Origin of the sequence: Pseudomonas chlororaphis subsp. piscium (assembly GCF_003850345.1) — a bacterium.
GTDB lineage: Bacteria > Pseudomonadota > Gammaproteobacteria > Pseudomonadales > Pseudomonadaceae > Aquipseudomonas > Aquipseudomonas piscium.
This window is the reverse complement of record NZ_CP027707.1, coordinates 2,279,464-2,292,395: the sequence shown is the minus strand read 5'-3', so window position 1 is coordinate 2,292,395 and position 12,932 is coordinate 2,279,464. Positions and strand designations below refer to the sequence as shown.

Annotated in this window: 24 protein-coding genes; 21 read left to right on the top strand and 3 right to left on the bottom strand. The window is 56.5% G+C overall.

All coding sequences use genetic code 11. The annotated features are described in order from the left end of the window. Both C4K38_RS10605 and C4K38_RS10600 read right to left on the bottom strand, forming a co-directional pair. Positions 1-423, bottom strand: a complete 423-nt coding sequence (locus C4K38_RS10605; RefSeq protein ID WP_053278247.1) for a phage regulatory CII family protein — start codon at positions 421-423, stop codon at positions 1-3. Positions 424-505: 82 nt separating this feature from the next. Next, positions 506-685: a Cro/CI family transcriptional regulator gene (locus tag C4K38_RS10600; protein ID WP_053278246.1), complete on the bottom strand. Its 180-nt coding sequence runs from the start codon at positions 683-685 to the stop codon at positions 506-508. Between the two features lie 109 nt (positions 686-794). On the opposite strand from C4K38_RS10600, the gene C4K38_RS10595 reads away from it, so the two are divergent. From C4K38_RS10595 to C4K38_RS10580, 4 genes are all read left to right on the top strand, one after another. Beyond that, a complete protein-coding gene (locus tag C4K38_RS10595) occupies positions 795-1,451 on the top strand; it encodes a LexA family protein (protein ID WP_053278245.1) in 657 nt (218 codons plus the stop codon). Then, on the top strand, positions 1,452-1,661 hold the full coding sequence (locus C4K38_RS32540; protein WP_053278244.1) for a hypothetical protein: 210 nt from the start codon (positions 1,452-1,454) through the stop codon (positions 1,659-1,661). Between the two features lie 265 nt (positions 1,662-1,926). Continuing rightward, positions 1,927-3,060: an ImmA/IrrE family metallo-endopeptidase gene (locus tag C4K38_RS10585; protein WP_081001453.1), complete on the top strand. Its 1,134-nt coding sequence runs from the start codon at positions 1,927-1,929 to the stop codon at positions 3,058-3,060. Then, the gene (locus tag C4K38_RS10580; protein WP_053278243.1) at positions 3,057-3,554 is read left to right on the top strand and encodes a DUF4411 family protein; all 498 of its coding nucleotides are present in this window, start codon (positions 3,057-3,059) and stop codon (positions 3,552-3,554) included. Before C4K38_RS10585 ends, C4K38_RS10580 begins: the two co-directional genes overlap by 4 nt. A 59-nt stretch (positions 3,555-3,613) precedes the next feature. Here C4K38_RS10580 and C4K38_RS10575 read toward each other — a convergent pair whose 3' ends face one another. Next, positions 3,614-3,958, bottom strand: coding sequence for a nucleotidyltransferase family protein (locus tag C4K38_RS10575; RefSeq protein ID WP_053278242.1), 345 nt, complete (start codon positions 3,956-3,958; stop codon positions 3,614-3,616). A 232-nt stretch (positions 3,959-4,190) separates the two neighbouring features. On the opposite strand from C4K38_RS10575, the gene C4K38_RS10570 reads away from it, so the two are divergent. The 17 genes from C4K38_RS10570 to C4K38_RS10495 all read left to right on the top strand — a co-directional run bounded on the left by C4K38_RS10570 (position 4,191) and on the right by C4K38_RS10495 (position 12,878). Further along, positions 4,191-4,442 (top strand): DUF1654 domain-containing protein, encoded by a 252-nt coding sequence (locus tag C4K38_RS10570; RefSeq protein WP_081001452.1) that lies wholly within the window; start codon positions 4,191-4,193, stop codon positions 4,440-4,442. A 456-nt stretch (positions 4,443-4,898) separates the two neighbouring features. After that, a complete protein-coding gene (locus tag C4K38_RS10565; protein WP_053278240.1) occupies positions 4,899-5,276 on the top strand; it encodes a helix-turn-helix domain-containing protein in 378 nt (125 codons plus the stop codon). Then, the gene (locus C4K38_RS10560) at positions 5,273-5,629 is read left to right on the top strand and encodes a hypothetical protein (protein WP_053278239.1); all 357 of its coding nucleotides are present in this window, start codon (positions 5,273-5,275) and stop codon (positions 5,627-5,629) included. Before C4K38_RS10565 ends, C4K38_RS10560 begins: the two co-directional genes overlap by 4 nt. Before the next feature lie 586 nt (positions 5,630-6,215). Then, positions 6,216-6,407 carry a hypothetical protein gene (locus C4K38_RS10555; RefSeq protein ID WP_053278238.1) on the top strand — a complete coding sequence of 64 codons (192 nt, stop codon included), beginning with the start codon at positions 6,216-6,218 and terminating at the stop codon, positions 6,405-6,407. Positions 6,408-6,427: 20 nt separating this feature from the next. Beyond that, a complete protein-coding gene (locus C4K38_RS10550) occupies positions 6,428-6,859 on the top strand; it encodes a hypothetical protein (RefSeq protein ID WP_053278237.1) in 432 nt (143 codons plus the stop codon). A gap of 22 nt (positions 6,860-6,881) precedes the next feature. Further along, positions 6,882-7,319 (top strand): hypothetical protein, encoded by a 438-nt coding sequence (locus C4K38_RS10545; protein WP_053278236.1) that lies wholly within the window; start codon positions 6,882-6,884, stop codon positions 7,317-7,319. Then, complete coding sequence (locus C4K38_RS10540; protein WP_053278235.1) at positions 7,316-7,507, top strand: hypothetical protein; 192 nt, start codon at positions 7,316-7,318, stop codon at positions 7,505-7,507. Before C4K38_RS10545 ends, C4K38_RS10540 begins: the two co-directional genes overlap by 4 nt. Beyond that, on the top strand, positions 7,504-7,698 hold the full coding sequence (locus C4K38_RS10535; protein ID WP_053278234.1) for a hypothetical protein: 195 nt from the start codon (positions 7,504-7,506) through the stop codon (positions 7,696-7,698). The genes C4K38_RS10540 and C4K38_RS10535 overlap by 4 nt, the downstream gene beginning before the upstream one ends. Beyond that, positions 7,695-7,829, top strand: coding sequence for a hypothetical protein (locus C4K38_RS32710; RefSeq protein WP_269458489.1), 135 nt, complete (start codon positions 7,695-7,697; stop codon positions 7,827-7,829). The genes C4K38_RS10535 and C4K38_RS32710 overlap by 4 nt, the downstream gene beginning before the upstream one ends. Before the next feature lie 157 nt (positions 7,830-7,986). After that, on the top strand, positions 7,987-9,096 hold the full coding sequence (locus C4K38_RS10530) for a hypothetical protein (protein WP_053278233.1): 1,110 nt from the start codon (positions 7,987-7,989) through the stop codon (positions 9,094-9,096). A gap of 7 nt (positions 9,097-9,103) precedes the next feature. Next, positions 9,104-9,913: an ERF family protein gene (locus C4K38_RS10525; protein ID WP_172833180.1), complete on the top strand. Its 810-nt coding sequence runs from the start codon at positions 9,104-9,106 to the stop codon at positions 9,911-9,913. Then, complete coding sequence (locus tag C4K38_RS10520) at positions 9,910-10,554, top strand: lambda exonuclease family protein (protein WP_038633052.1); 645 nt, start codon at positions 9,910-9,912, stop codon at positions 10,552-10,554. The genes C4K38_RS10525 and C4K38_RS10520 overlap by 4 nt, the downstream gene beginning before the upstream one ends. Continuing rightward, the gene (locus tag C4K38_RS10515; RefSeq protein WP_053278232.1) at positions 10,551-10,793 is read left to right on the top strand and encodes a hypothetical protein; all 243 of its coding nucleotides are present in this window, start codon (positions 10,551-10,553) and stop codon (positions 10,791-10,793) included. Before C4K38_RS10520 ends, C4K38_RS10515 begins: the two co-directional genes overlap by 4 nt. Next, positions 10,790-11,260: a hypothetical protein gene (locus tag C4K38_RS10510; protein ID WP_053278231.1), complete on the top strand. Its 471-nt coding sequence runs from the start codon at positions 10,790-10,792 to the stop codon at positions 11,258-11,260. The genes C4K38_RS10515 and C4K38_RS10510 overlap by 4 nt, the downstream gene beginning before the upstream one ends. A 69-nt stretch (positions 11,261-11,329) precedes the next feature. Beyond that, positions 11,330-11,641: a hypothetical protein gene (locus C4K38_RS10505; RefSeq protein WP_053278230.1), complete on the top strand. Its 312-nt coding sequence runs from the start codon at positions 11,330-11,332 to the stop codon at positions 11,639-11,641. A 58-nt stretch (positions 11,642-11,699) separates the two neighbouring features. Beyond that, a complete protein-coding gene (locus tag C4K38_RS10500) occupies positions 11,700-12,176 on the top strand; it encodes a hypothetical protein (protein WP_053278229.1) in 477 nt (158 codons plus the stop codon). 120 nt (positions 12,177-12,296) lie between these two features. Then, positions 12,297-12,878, top strand: coding sequence for a hypothetical protein (locus C4K38_RS10495; protein WP_053278228.1), 582 nt, complete (start codon positions 12,297-12,299; stop codon positions 12,876-12,878). Positions 12,879-12,932: the final 54 nt, after the last annotated feature.

The window sequence follows — 12,932 nt, the reverse complement described above, 5'->3', positions numbered from 1 at the left end:
TCAAGCGGCCTTTACCGACGCATCCATCACGTCGAGGCTGTGGCGAACATGGTCGATCTCTTGGCGGATCAGGGACTTCTCGAAAGCACTGACGTGGTTGTCGCCCAGGGCTTCGTGTACCGCGATCGTCAGATCAGCCACTTCCTTGCCAACATTGATCAGAGACTTGGTCAGGGCCTGGGGTTTAGGGGGAATTCGCGCCACCAGGTCAAAACCAAACTCATTGGCCAGAGCCGCGAGCGGGCGCATATCGCCGGTGTGCAGCAAAATCCCGAACAGGTGCTCAATCGTCAGGTGGTGGGCGTCGTTATCCGGATTGGCGCGCTGCAACAGGCTGACGTGGGGAACGCCCATCTTTGCCGCCAGGGCCTTGGCCTCGTTGTCCAGCACAGCGCTTTGGCAGGACCGCAGGAAATCTTCCATTCGTAAAACCTCACTTCTGTTTCCGTGGCGCCCTGCCAGGTGCTGGGCGAGAATTCGTTCAAATGGTCATCGGCCAGCGATGTCAGGCTGCTTGAGGCTTCTTCGACGCCTTAAATTTGCCCTTGGAAAGAACCTGAATCTGGTACTGCCTGGATTCAGGAATGGTTTCCCCCCACATGGTTACGGCGCTCGGACGGATGCCAAGCGCCTGCGCCAGTTTTGTCTTGCTGCCGAAAAATTCGGCGACTTCATGCGTATTCATTGCGCATCCTCGTTCGAGCTTTACGTAATTTCAGCATGCTTAAGTTATTGCGTCAACGACGGTTTCTACCTACTGCATGCTTAAATTCAGTTAACTTAAAATTGGGTCCATGGAAAGACACGAACGTATCGCCCGAGCCATTGAGCTCAGCGGAAAAAAGAAAGGCGAAATTGCATCGCTGTGCGGCGTTGCGAATTCTGCTGTTACTCAATGGATTACTGGCGAGAGCAAAAGCCTCAGGCCAGAAAACCTTTACGCATTAGCGAAAGCGACCGGATTCAGAGCTGAATGGCTTGCGATTGGCGAGGGAGAAGAGCAAGAGGCGCGTGAGTCGAATGTCACTATGGCTGTCCAGCCCTCCAAGTCCTTCCGCTACCCTGTTATCAGCTGGGTCGCCGCCGGAGCCTGGTCCGAAGCTGTAGAGCCCTACCCCGCGGGAATCTCTGACACCTACGAGTTTTCCGAATATGACTCGAAAGGCCCGGCGTTCTGGCTGAAGGTCAAAGGCGACTCGATGACTGCTCCAGCCGGCCAGAGCATTACTGAAGGAACGCTGATCCTGGTCGACACCGAGGTCGAGGTCGCCCCTGGCAAATTGGTCGTGGCCAAGCTACCGGACAGTAATGAAGCAACGTTCAAGAAGCTGGTGAGCGATGGCGGGCGACTGTTCTTGAAACCGCTGAATCCTGGCTACCCGATCGAGCCGGTCGACGAGAACTGCCGGATTGTGGGCGTCGTGGTGCAGGCCCTGCAGAAGTTCTACTAGATGCCAAAGAAACAGCCCGCGGTTACCAAAGCAGCGACTGCTGCTGATATCGAGCGATCCATCCAGGCCCTCAACAAAATGGCTGAGCGGCTTTGGGGTGATGGGCGGGAGACTGAGGCGAAAGCCCTTCTCGATGCCCTGGACGCGCTAAACCGGGCGCTGGATCGGATCAGGATTGGTGAAAGTCGTAGGGTCGTGACTCTCCATTAAGGAGGGGCGACTAGGAATTGTAGACCTCACATTTGGTGGGCGATGTATTCGCGCTGAATGCATTAAGCGCTCAAAACAGCTGAACCTGCACTTGCGACAGATCATCAGCCCTAACCGGTCATCACGCTCTAGGCTTAACAGGCGAAGCGAAGGGATGACTGGTAGCCTCTATCGGTGACGAAGACGTGTTGCCTGTCGTCACTTTGGCGTAGAGTCGCCTCGCAATCTAGAGTAAACGCGTGATGTCTAAAAAAAGGTTCGGCACATGGAAGCGCTAATCAACCCACAAATTCTGCGATGGGCTAGGTCTCGGGCTCGCATCAGTACAGGTACGCTCGCAAAAAGTCTTGGTACAGCCGAAGACAACGTCCTAGCTTGGGAAGATGGCATAAAAAGGCCGACCTTCAACCAAGCAATGAATTATGCGCATCACACACATATTCCATTCGGATACCTTTATTTAGCCCACCCTCCTGTCGAGGATTTGCCTCTTCCAGACCTCAGAACCGTTAATGGCAGAGAGCCAAGCTACAGCCTGGCCCTCAGGGATACTATCAGATGGGCTATGGAACGACAGGAATGGTACCGAGACTGGCTGAAGACGCAGGGCTATGAAGAAAACGAAATAGTCGGCCGTCATAGCATGCACGATGGTGTAATGGCTGTCGTATCGAGTATGCGAAAAGAATTACAGCTTCCTGAGTTACCTAGACGTGGAACATTTGACGATTATTTTTCCGAGCTAGTGAAAAATATCGAAAATATTGGCGTGCTTGTCATGCGAAACAGTATTGTGAACAACAATACAAGCAGGCCACTTTCCGTTGATGAATTTCGGGGGTTTGCAATAAGCGATAAAATTGCGCCTCTTATATTCATCAATACCGGCGATTGTCCTGAAGCGCGACTATTCACCCTAATCCATGAGCTAGCACACATATGGATTGGCAAATCTGGTGTGTCTGACTCTGAGCCTCAAAGCCAGATGAATGAGGAGGAGTTTTGCAATGCTGTTGCAGCTGAGTTCTTAACTCCTGAGCGTGCGTTCCGTGCAATCTGGAAGCAACTAGAAGATTGGAAAGAAAACCTACCCTTGATCACGCGAACTTTTCACGTTAGCGAGTGGGTAGCGGCACGACGAGCTCTCACATGTGGATTTATCACCAAGCTTGAATATGGAAAGTTTATCGCCGAAAAAATTGCGACATATAAAGCCCGGAATAAAGATGGAGCTCCACCTTACAACCGTCTCCAAACGGGACGCGTTAGTAAGGCTCTCGCAGCCGCTGTCGCGAGTGAAGCTCTAAGTGGGGGCATGCTTCTCAGAGATGCGGCCAGACTGATTGGCATCAAGCCACATAAAATCTCTGAATACTCTAAGAAGGAACTTGGATTTTGAGTTATTTATTAGATGCTAACTCTTACATACAAGCCAAGAACTCCCACTACAGAATGAATTTCTGTCCCGGCTTTTGGGATTGGTTGGATTCCTCGTTCCAACTTGGTCACCTTTCCAGCATCTCGATGGTTTACAAAGAGCTCGTGGAATATGGAGATGAGCTGTCAAGCTGGGCTAAACAGCGCCAAATACAGTTCGACTCGATCGACGACAAAGACACCCAAGAAACCTTTGGTCGAATCGCGGAGTACGTCATGGCAATGAAGCTGCCTACTGACCCAGAGAAAATGCGTTTTTTAGAGGGGGCTGATCCATGGCTTATTGCAAAGGCATCAACAACAGGAAAGACAATTGTTACGCACGAAGTTCTTGCGCCAGATAATAGTAAAAAAATAAAAATCCCTAATATATGCAAAGCATTCAAAGTAAACTATATAACTTCATTTGACTTACTCGACACACTTCAGGCTAAGCTAGTTATGGCGCGCATTTAGGCTCCATACAGTAACTTTCGTGATGCTCGTGAATCTACCCGGTCCAGCGCCGGGCTTTTTCATTCAACCCCTTCGGAGTTACTCATTCGCTCGAATACAATCAGCGATGACTGAAGCAAGCCCCGCTCAATTGTCGGCGTTTCAACCTGGCCACCGCACCACTCGAGATGAACAGGCATTGGAAGCTGAGAGGAGATTGAACTGAGGAGCTTAGGCTTTTCCTCTCTCCATACCGAATAGCAATCAACGTCCTGATTCAGAGCGATAACCTCCACCGCGATATCGATATCACTATCGTCCCGATGATCTCCGCGCACCCTACTCCCAAAAAGCCATACCCTGGAAATGCTTTTGTGTTTCTCGGCCCAAGCACTGACAACGTTGGCGATTAAGTCGATGTGCATTGCTTTTCCTCTTCGATGCCCTGCTACCGAGGAATAGGATACTAGCCGCAAGGCTACAGCCTGCCACTCCCGCCTGATCCCACAGCCCGCCAAATGCGGGCTTTTTTGTGTCCGCCGGAGAGGTATTCGTTCGAGGTTCCTGGTTATTCAAACGGTTAGCCTCACTTCCCTCTTGCCAATTTATGGCAGCATCAATACTGTATATTTATACAGTGTAAGCAAAGAGCGAACCGTGAATCAAGCACCCTCCCAAAAACCAAAACTAAGAAATTCCTATGAGCTTGTAGGCCGACGTCTGCAGAGAATAATCGCCTCTCCAGGCGTACAGAAAGTCCAGGCGGTTGTCGTCTCAAGACGCGATGACGAGAGCCAGGAGGCATGGCAGCAGGTCATACAGGATATCGGCGATACCGTCGGAATACGTATAGAGCATCTGCATGATGGGGCCGTCAGGATCGGCTGGCGAGAATATTGCGACGCATAAATGAGCCCGCCTTTGAGCGGGCTTTTTATTGCCTATAAATTTCAGCATTCTGAATTTAATTATTAAGCATGCTTGACACGATTATTTCAGCTTGCTTAAATTTATCTCAAGCCAACGCAACACCGGCCAGCAGCGAAAGCCGCGCCGCTCTTTAACAACACGAAATCTTCGCGGATCGATCCCCGGCAACGGGCAGCCCTTGAGGCATCGCTGGAAACAGCGAACAGCGCGAAACACAAACTTCGATCTCCATGCAGGCTCTGGAACCTGCCGGACTCCCCAAATGGGAGGACGCCAAACCATGCAAGCCAGCCGGCGAAGAACACCGAACACGAAATGTGTGACGCCGGCCAGGTGGGGAAACCGCGGCGCCGAGCATGGAGCGGATAGCAACACGGAATTTTTCACTGATGCACCTGGTGACGGGTGCATTGGGAAAACAACCGGGAGCTTGAAATGGATAAACAAGATGATCAGGAGGCGCACAACGAGGCGCAAATGACTCGGCTTATAAAAATGCTTGCTGCAGGGATCGAATTTGTAGAACTCGAAGTAATGCTTAAGGCATTAGACGATCACAGGTCGGCGCCGAGAGAAAAACGCAAGCCTAACAAACTGCCGACCGCATCCTGGTCGCTGCCAGACGGCAAAATTTCCTACTCCATAGCGGAGGCAGCTCATCTGATCGGAGTCAAGACCAGCACGGTCACCGGATATTTGAACGTGTGTGGTTTGCCAAGCTTTCGGCTAGGCAAGCGCCGGTTGATTCTCGCAGATGAACTTCAGAAATGGTTACGCATGAACGCCGCCGAAGGAAGGGTAGACACCAAATGAAGTCGCTATCCAACGAACAGATCCTGTCATCTGAAATCTCCTCCTACGAGGAGATGCTGAAAACAAGCATCCAGCTCAAAACGCGAGTCGACGAGACGGTTGCAGCGCTAGAAACCTCTTACTCCAATGTCATTGGTGCGAAGTCAATCTTCGAGGAAATAAAGAAGGAAAACGTCGAAGAGCTGCGGCTGTACAGGCAAACAGTCGCCCGAGAGGTTGGCGAGATCACCCAGGCAGTCAAGCAACTCAAGTCCAATCTTGATTCAAAAAGTCTTTCCGATCTGAGGGAGTACGTTGCCCTCTGTGAGCGCTTGAAGGCGCTTCAGGATTCCGGATTCAAATTTCCAGCCTGACCAACCAGCGCCACGACAGCCTGTCGTTAACTGCCCGATCCTCTCTATGAGAGCGCATCGGTTTGCGATCTTCCAGGCAGGGCGCCCGCTCGCGAGGGAGGTGCTGATTGAAGTTCAGCAAGATCGCAATCCGATGCGGACGAAACTGCGGCCTATAACCGCCCACCTGCATCAAATCCCAGAATCGGTTGTTATCGAGCGCTGGCGAACTGAACACGGCCGTGGAACTCGGCGCCGGAGACGTAACCGGCAACGCAGATGAATGCGCAGGCTGATGCGTAGCGTGAACGATCGGGTGGCCTCTTGCTGGCCAAGATCGCACCCGCGTTAGGCGCGAAAGGAAACAAGTGAACCCTTGTACGTGCTGGAGGGTAGCCGCCAGCAAGCCGGAGATGCAGCACCGGCCATCTGCATCACCAACGTCCTGTTCGACTGGGCTTAGGCCCCACAGAGCGCAGGAGCCGGACAGCGTAACCGGCACCCTTCCCCTCCGACACCATCCGCATGCACTCCCCTCCGCGCCCATCGGCAACCAGCGGAATGGATGAGTGCAGCCGAGTTTTGTTGGATCAACCAGGAGCAAGACATGAGCGAACAACGAGCGCCACTTCCACGGTCGACGGACAACGCTGACCAGATGAACCTGCCCGAGGGCAAGACCTGCGGCGACTGCGTGCACTGCCGCCGCTGCACGCTGATGTTCGGCCACATCCCTGCTGATGAGTCTTGCGACTGGAGCCCCTCGCGCTTTCGTGAAGCCGTTCCAGTCACCGCCTAACCCAAACACTGGAGGTCGCCATGAGCGATTTCGGATATTGCGAGGGCGACACGTGCGCTCGTGATGGCTGTGAAGGAATCATCGAACTTGAGCCGGTCAAGGATTGCAGCTGCCACATATCGGCACCTTGCTGGAATCACGAAAACACCGACATGCACTGCCCTGATTGTGGTTGGCGCGCTGCTGATGATCCGCTGTGTGTCCGAGAAATCGAGACCATCAGCCTGGGCGTACTGCCATACATCCAAACAAAGCCGCGCGTGCTCGACCCCACAAAAATCGACTGGGTGGCGAAGCTCCACACCGCCAGCTCGATGATCAAGGAAGGCGTCTTCCCAGTTGGAACCTCTGCCAAAGATGTCGAGGACAAGGTTCGCGGAACGTTCGGCGGCCGTTTTTCGATGTTCGACAAAGAGCACGGCCGCTTTAAGTACATCGCATACACCGACTGACCCCGCCACCCTGGAGGCGACCATGAGCGCACTACGCAAAGCACAGTTTGAGTACGACAACCGCCAGCCACCTCCAGTGAGCGAGGAAGCCCAGGCCGAAGCCGAGGCTGAATGGCTGAAAACGAACGCCGAACGCTTGATGCTCGGCTACCGCATCGAGTGGGGTTGCAAAAAGTCGGACCGCGGCGAAGTCACCCAGGCCGACTACTGGCAAGCACTCCAGGACCTGGCCAATCAGCGACAGAAGGATGGCGAAGACGAAATTGACGCCTTCGGCGAGCTTCTGGCCCTGGCCGGCAACTTCGGCAGCGGCGGCAGGATGTTTGACCTGCAGGTGTACCTGCTGGGCTCCAAGACGGCTCGTAAGGAAGTAGCCCTCGGCCTGCTTCGTCCACACGTAGCAAAAGCAGTCGCTTTGCAGGCCGAGCAGGACGAACTCGAACGGGAGGTTGGCTGGTGAGCCCTCACATCCTCATCGACCAGGCCCTCGACGGTGTAGCAGATCCAAACAGCCAGTCGGACATCGACGTCCTGGTACAGAGCCTGATCACTCGCCTGTTCACCGACGACGCCATCACCGCCGACGAATTCAATCACTACTGCAAGCGCTTGATGACTGCCTGTCAGCGGCGCAAGGAGGCAATGTGAGTACTCCACCGGTAAAAACCTTGATCGATGAGCAGCTCGACGAAATCGAAGCGAAGCTGATCATGCTGGGCTTCGGCCTGCCCTTCAACGAGGTGATCGGCCAGCCGCGCGAGCGCGCGGTGGCCAGCCTGCCCCAGCGCTTGGCGCCGACGATGAAGGGCGGCCGGATTGCCGTGAGGGTGAGGCCATGACCATTCGCGAGTTCATCAACATCGCCGTCTGGCTTCTGTTCTGCGGCGCCGGAATCTGGGGCATGTCGCATGCAATTGAGCATCAGCCTGAAACCCCACAGATTCCGCATTGCGCTGGGGTGGTTAAGTGAGAACTCTCCAGCAGGCTAGGAGGCTCGCCTACTGGCGCGGATCCGCAGTCACCCTTCTCCTCTGCACCTTCTTGATGTTGCTCGGCGCCCTCGCTGATCGCGTCACTCAGTAATCAACTCCTTCAAGTGCTGCGCACGTCGCGGCAAGGATTCGCTCGTGTCCGCACAAACCGAACTGGCCGTCGTGCCGCCGCAAGAAACCGCCCTCGCCGTTTATAGCACGCCTAACGGCCTTGACCCTTGGCTTGATCAAGTTCGAGCAAAGGTCGATGAGTTTAAAAAGGTACTTCCTGATCTCAAGACCAGAAAGGGGCGTGAGGCATACGCGTCGATGGCTCACCAGATCGCGAAGTCGAAGACTGCGCTTGAGGCGGTAGGCAAAGAGATCTCCGCGAAGCAAAAGGAGATTCCAAAGCTGATCGACGCCGAGCGTAAGCGCGTATGGGACACGCTTGAAGCATGGCAAAAAGAAGTTAGGAAGCCGCTTGATGATTGGCAGGACGCCGAAGATGCCAGGGTCGACAAGCACAACGACGGCATCGAGGCGATCAAGGCCTTGGCCAAGTTCGAAGAGCTGCCGACAGCCGCCCATGTCGCCCAGGTCATCGCTGACCTGGAACTGCTGGCTCTCGACGACTCCTGGGAGGAGTTCTTGCCCGAGGCGGCCCAGGCCAAGGATCAAGCGCTGATCACGCTGCGCGGCCTGCACGCCGAGCGAGCCCGGCATGAGGCAGAGCAGGCTGAGTTGGCGCGCCTCCGCGAGGAGAAGGAAATGCGCGACAAGAAAGATCGTGAGGACCAGATCGCTCGGGAAGCCGCTGAGCGCGCTACGCAGGAAGCAGAAGAAAAGGCCCAGCGCGCTCGAGATGCAGAAGCTCAGCGCGTTCGCGATGAGCAGGAGGCTGCCGAGAGGCGCGAGAACGACCTTAAGCTTCAGGCGGCAGAAGCTGAGCGCCGCGCTGAACAGGCAAAGCGCGAGCAGGTTGAGGCCGAACAGAGGGCTGAGCGCGAGCGACTGGAAGGCATCGAACGGCAAGCCGCTGCGGTGGAGCAGGCGCGACTGGATGAGGTCAAGCGCCAGAACGACGCCGCCGCCGAGATCCTGCGCCAGCAGGAAGCCCGCGAGGCCGATACGGCACACAGAGCCAAGATCAACCGCGCCGCCCTGGCAGCCTTCGTGGCTGGCGGCATGACCGAGGAATGCGCCAAGCAGGCAATCACGCTGATCGCCAAGCGCCAGATCCCGAACGTTTCGATTGCCTATTGAGGTCGCCATGAGCAATACAGCACTTGCCGAGAAATCTGACGCTCGGCAGATCGCCTCCCCGGCGATCACCAGCGAGTCAACCGCAATGCTGACCATGATTCAGCGTGCCGCCACTGACCCCGCCTTCGACGCGGACAAGATGCAGAAGATGATGGAGATGTACGAACGGCACACCGATCGTACTGCTGCAGCAGCATTCAACGCGGCGATGGTTAGAGCTCAGGCCGAGATCGGCCCCGTATTCCGCGACAAGTTCAACGCACAGACGAACAGCGCTTATGCCGCGCTTGAATCGATTGACCGGAAAATATCGCCGGTCTACACGGCTTACGGCTTCTCACTGTCATTCGGCACTGGAGACAGTCCGCTGGCCGGCCACATCCGCACGGTATGCGACTGCATGCATGAGGCTGGCCACACGAAGCAGTACCACGTCGATCTTCCGATTGACTCGGCCGGCATCAAGGGCAGCGTGAACAAGACAGGCGTTCACGCCAGCGGCTCGACATACAGCTACGCCCGGCGCTATCTGACGATGATGATCTTCAATGTCGTCCTGACCAATGAGGATAACGACGGGAATGGAGATCAAACACAGGGTCTTGGCGAGCTCCTAAACGAGTGGATACCAAAGGCCTACGCCGCCGAGTCGAAAGAGGCTCTGACGGCTATCTGGCAAGCAGGCGTCCAGGCCTCCCAGGACCTGAAAGCTACCGACAAAAAAACGGCAACCGACCTCTATGAAGCATTGAAGGTTGCGGTCACCACTCGCGGGCAGCAGCTTAGCGCCCCCGCTCAAGAAGGAGCCGACCAATGATCATCGTTCACTGCTCTCAAGGATCAGACGCCTGGCATCAGGAAAGAGCCGGCGTCATCACAGCAAGCATGTTCAGCGACGCCCGCGCCCGGCTGAAGTCAGGCCCCAACAAGGGCGAGCCGACCGCCAAGGCCTTGGACTATGCCTTCCGTCTGGCCGTTGAGCGTATCAGCGGCTCCCCGCTGGATGGTGGATTCGAAACCTGGCAGATGAAGCGTGGCCACGAACTGGAGCCCGAGGCCCGCATGGAGCACGAAATCCAGACAGGGCTGATCGTCACTCAGGTTGGATTGGTTAAAACCGATGATGGCGTGTTCGGCGCCAGTGCCGACGGCTTCATTGGCGAGGATGGCGGGTCTGAGTACAAATGCTTCTTGGCGCCGGAAAAGCTGCGATCCTTCCACATCGACAATGACGCCAGCGACATCATGGACCAAGTGCAAGGCTGTATGTGGATCACCGGCCGCAAGTGGTGGCATATCGGGATGTACTGCCCAGACCTTAAGCCAGTCGGCCGCCAGCTCTGGTGGCAGGAGTTTAAGCGCGACGAGGACTACATCGAAAAGCTCGAGGAAGACCTGTGGCAGTTCAAGCTGCTGGTCGATCAGTACGAGGCCAAGCTGAGGAGTAAGGCAGCATGATCAGCAACCACCTCAACCTAGTGGAGCGGCAGCGGCAAAGCGCCGAGGAGATATCGGCACAAGTCGCCCAGTTCCTGGCGGCCGGCGGCCAGATCGCCCAACTGAAAAGCCTACCGCGAAATCCCCTGCCGCCTCCCCGCTCAACCCGGATAGACCCTGAAACGGTCCTCAAGCGCAAGCCAAGGCCGCTAACCCTGGCCGAGCGCCGCGCCCTTCGAAAAATGGCGGACTCACTATGAGCAAGCGCAAGCCTCACAACCTCAAGGCCAGGATCGAACGATCCTGCCGGGCCCTGCTCAGCACCAACCACGTCGCAGTGGTGAACATCGACCCGAGCGGTCGCCAGGGCATGATCAATTACAAGTCGCTGAAGAACATCGCGCCGGGGAAGATCGGCCAGGCCGTCTGCGGCATCCCCCACCGGTGGACGATCTACCTCAGCGCTCTATGTATCGATGCCCGCGGCGACCGCTACAGCAAGTCGATTGAGGTGGCTCCGGAAGGCGTCTACCTCTCCGACCACCTGGAGGACGTGATCGAGCATTGCTACAAGGAGCTGCGCGACTCAGCCAACCAAAGCCAGATGGTGGCTTCGGGCTGGATCGCCATTCCCGAGGCAATGTCGCTAGACGAGGATCATGCAGCGCGGATCTTCGAAGCGGTCGGGGCCTGGCATCAGGTAAAGGTCGATTCATGCGCCGCATAGCTCGCACCCAACAACGTAAACGACAGACCTGGCTGGCACTGCCGGCCAGCGGAATAGAAGAGGTAGGCCATGGCCGCCACCCAGAAAGACCGCTCAGCAAAGACCGCGGCGAAGAGAAAGAGCCGCGGCGAAGAGGAATTGCGACTCCATACACTGGCCGGAACCCGCCAGGCCCTGGCCGACCTGATGGACTGGAACGGTATTGAGGAGCAGGGCGAGGCCATGACGCTGATGATTCACCATCTGCACGGCCTGGGCCCTGCTGGATCAGCTCAGTTCCTTTCAGCTCCGCGACACGAAATCACGATAAGCGAAAACGTGTCGCGCAAATTGCAACTCGCCTACAACCGCGAATCCCTTCGCATCTGTCACGACGAATAACCCCTACCCCACGCTGCGCATCCGGTCCCGGAGGGCGGCGCACACCTGGAGAAACACAATGACCCAAGTTGCACAGCAAACCATCGCCGCCGCGGACCTTCCTGAGCGCGGCCAACCTCTCGCCGGCGGCATCTTCGCTACACGCTACTGGCTCAACGGCGAAGAACGCGCCCTGGTACTGCTCGACGACGAGCTGGTCGGCGCCTGGGGCGAGTATGGCCAAGACGTTCCTGGCGCCAAGAGCTACAGCGACGGCGAGGCGAACACTCGGGCCATGGCCGAGGCCGGCAGCGAGATCGCTATCAAGGCCCTGGAGCTGGGCGCGCACATCCCCTCCTGCCTGGAAGGCCAACTGCTGATGGCGGCAAAGGCTGACGGCCTGGTAACGCTACGCGAGGATCGTTGGCACTACATGAGCACGCAGTACTCAGCCGACCGCGCCTACTTCATGGTCTTCGGAGGTGGCTGGCTCGACAACGGCGGCAAGAACTACGAGCGCGTGGTGCGCCCTGTCCGCAGCCTTCCAATTCGCTAATTCCCTTCTTCATTCCTTTTCTTGCAGGCGATTCCGGGAGCGTCAGGACGACGCTCAGACCAGAAACGTGCCGGGCAGTGCCGGCCGCCTGCAACCTGATTCCGAGCACTGGAGCATCCCATGCAAATGATTACCGTAAGTCACGGCGAGACCATGTTGACCACTCCCGACGCCGCCCTTGCACTGCAGGTGCTCACCGGGTTGAGCGCTTCCGTAAAGCCGGCCGCGGCGCCATCTGGCATTCCAGAGATTGGCGAATACTGGCCAGGTGAAGGTGGTGTCAACGGTGGCCTGTTCCCGGGCGGCGACAAGCCCTACTACCTGATCGTTCCAATCGGCGCTGACGCGGAGAGGGAACTCCAGTGGGGTGGCTATGGTGATGAGCTCGATGGAGCCAACAGCCCGCATGACGGCCTGTCGAACACCGCTGACCTTGCTGGAGCCGATGACGAATATCCGGCTGCTCAGTTCTGCGCTGCCTTCGAGCGTGATGGGAAAAAGGACTTCTACCTGATGGCCCGCCGGGAAGCACAGTTCCTGGAGATCACTGTCCCGGATGTGTTCAGCAAGCGTTACCACTGGACCAGTTCGCAGGCCTCAGCCAACTCCGCCTACCTCATGGACTTCGAAGATGGCTGGCTCGACGGCATCGCCAAGCACCTCGAGCGCGTGGTGCGCCCTGTCCGCAGAAAGTACTTCTGATCATTCAATGATTCATTCCTGGGCGCCTCGGCGCCCTCGCTTTTAGGAGGCCAG

What these genes read in the sequence shown, in the direction of transcription:
- C4K38_RS10585 (WP_081001453.1), top strand. Translation starts at nt 1,927, where the DNA reads ATGGAAGCGCTAATCAACCCACAAATTCTGCGATGGGCTAGGTCTCGG.
- C4K38_RS10550 (WP_053278237.1), top strand. Translation starts at nt 6,428, where the DNA reads ATGAGCGATTTCGGATATTGCGAGGGCGACACGTGCGCTCGTGATGGC.
- C4K38_RS10605 (WP_053278247.1), bottom strand. Translation starts at nt 423, where the DNA reads ATGGAAGATTTCCTGCGGTCCTGCCAAAGCGCTGTGCTGGACAACGAG.
- C4K38_RS10565 (WP_053278240.1), top strand. Translation starts at nt 4,899, where the DNA reads ATGGATAAACAAGATGATCAGGAGGCGCACAACGAGGCGCAAATGACT.
- C4K38_RS10560 (WP_053278239.1), top strand. Translation starts at nt 5,273, where the DNA reads ATGAAGTCGCTATCCAACGAACAGATCCTGTCATCTGAAATCTCCTCC.
- C4K38_RS10595 (WP_053278245.1), top strand. Translation starts at nt 795, where the DNA reads ATGGAAAGACACGAACGTATCGCCCGAGCCATTGAGCTCAGCGGAAAA.
- C4K38_RS10510 (WP_053278231.1), top strand. Translation starts at nt 10,790, where the DNA reads ATGAGCAAGCGCAAGCCTCACAACCTCAAGGCCAGGATCGAACGATCC.
- C4K38_RS10600 (WP_053278246.1), bottom strand. Translation starts at nt 685, where the DNA reads ATGAATACGCATGAAGTCGCCGAATTTTTCGGCAGCAAGACAAAACTG.
- C4K38_RS10505 (WP_053278230.1), top strand. Translation starts at nt 11,330, where the DNA reads ATGGCCGCCACCCAGAAAGACCGCTCAGCAAAGACCGCGGCGAAGAGA.
- C4K38_RS32540 (WP_053278244.1), top strand. Translation starts at nt 1,452, where the DNA reads ATGCCAAAGAAACAGCCCGCGGTTACCAAAGCAGCGACTGCTGCTGAT.
- C4K38_RS32710 (WP_269458489.1), top strand. Translation starts at nt 7,695, where the DNA reads ATGACCATTCGCGAGTTCATCAACATCGCCGTCTGGCTTCTGTTCTGC.
- C4K38_RS10515 (WP_053278232.1), top strand. Translation starts at nt 10,551, where the DNA reads ATGATCAGCAACCACCTCAACCTAGTGGAGCGGCAGCGGCAAAGCGCC.
- C4K38_RS10545 (WP_053278236.1), top strand. Translation starts at nt 6,882, where the DNA reads ATGAGCGCACTACGCAAAGCACAGTTTGAGTACGACAACCGCCAGCCA.
- C4K38_RS10495 (WP_053278228.1), top strand. Translation starts at nt 12,297, where the DNA reads ATGCAAATGATTACCGTAAGTCACGGCGAGACCATGTTGACCACTCCC.
- C4K38_RS10525 (WP_172833180.1), top strand. Translation starts at nt 9,104, where the DNA reads ATGAGCAATACAGCACTTGCCGAGAAATCTGACGCTCGGCAGATCGCC.
- C4K38_RS10555 (WP_053278238.1), top strand. Translation starts at nt 6,216, where the DNA reads ATGAGCGAACAACGAGCGCCACTTCCACGGTCGACGGACAACGCTGAC.
- C4K38_RS10520 (WP_038633052.1), top strand. Translation starts at nt 9,910, where the DNA reads ATGATCATCGTTCACTGCTCTCAAGGATCAGACGCCTGGCATCAGGAA.
- C4K38_RS10500 (WP_053278229.1), top strand. Translation starts at nt 11,700, where the DNA reads ATGACCCAAGTTGCACAGCAAACCATCGCCGCCGCGGACCTTCCTGAG.
- C4K38_RS10575 (WP_053278242.1), bottom strand. Translation starts at nt 3,958, where the DNA reads ATGCACATCGACTTAATCGCCAACGTTGTCAGTGCTTGGGCCGAGAAA.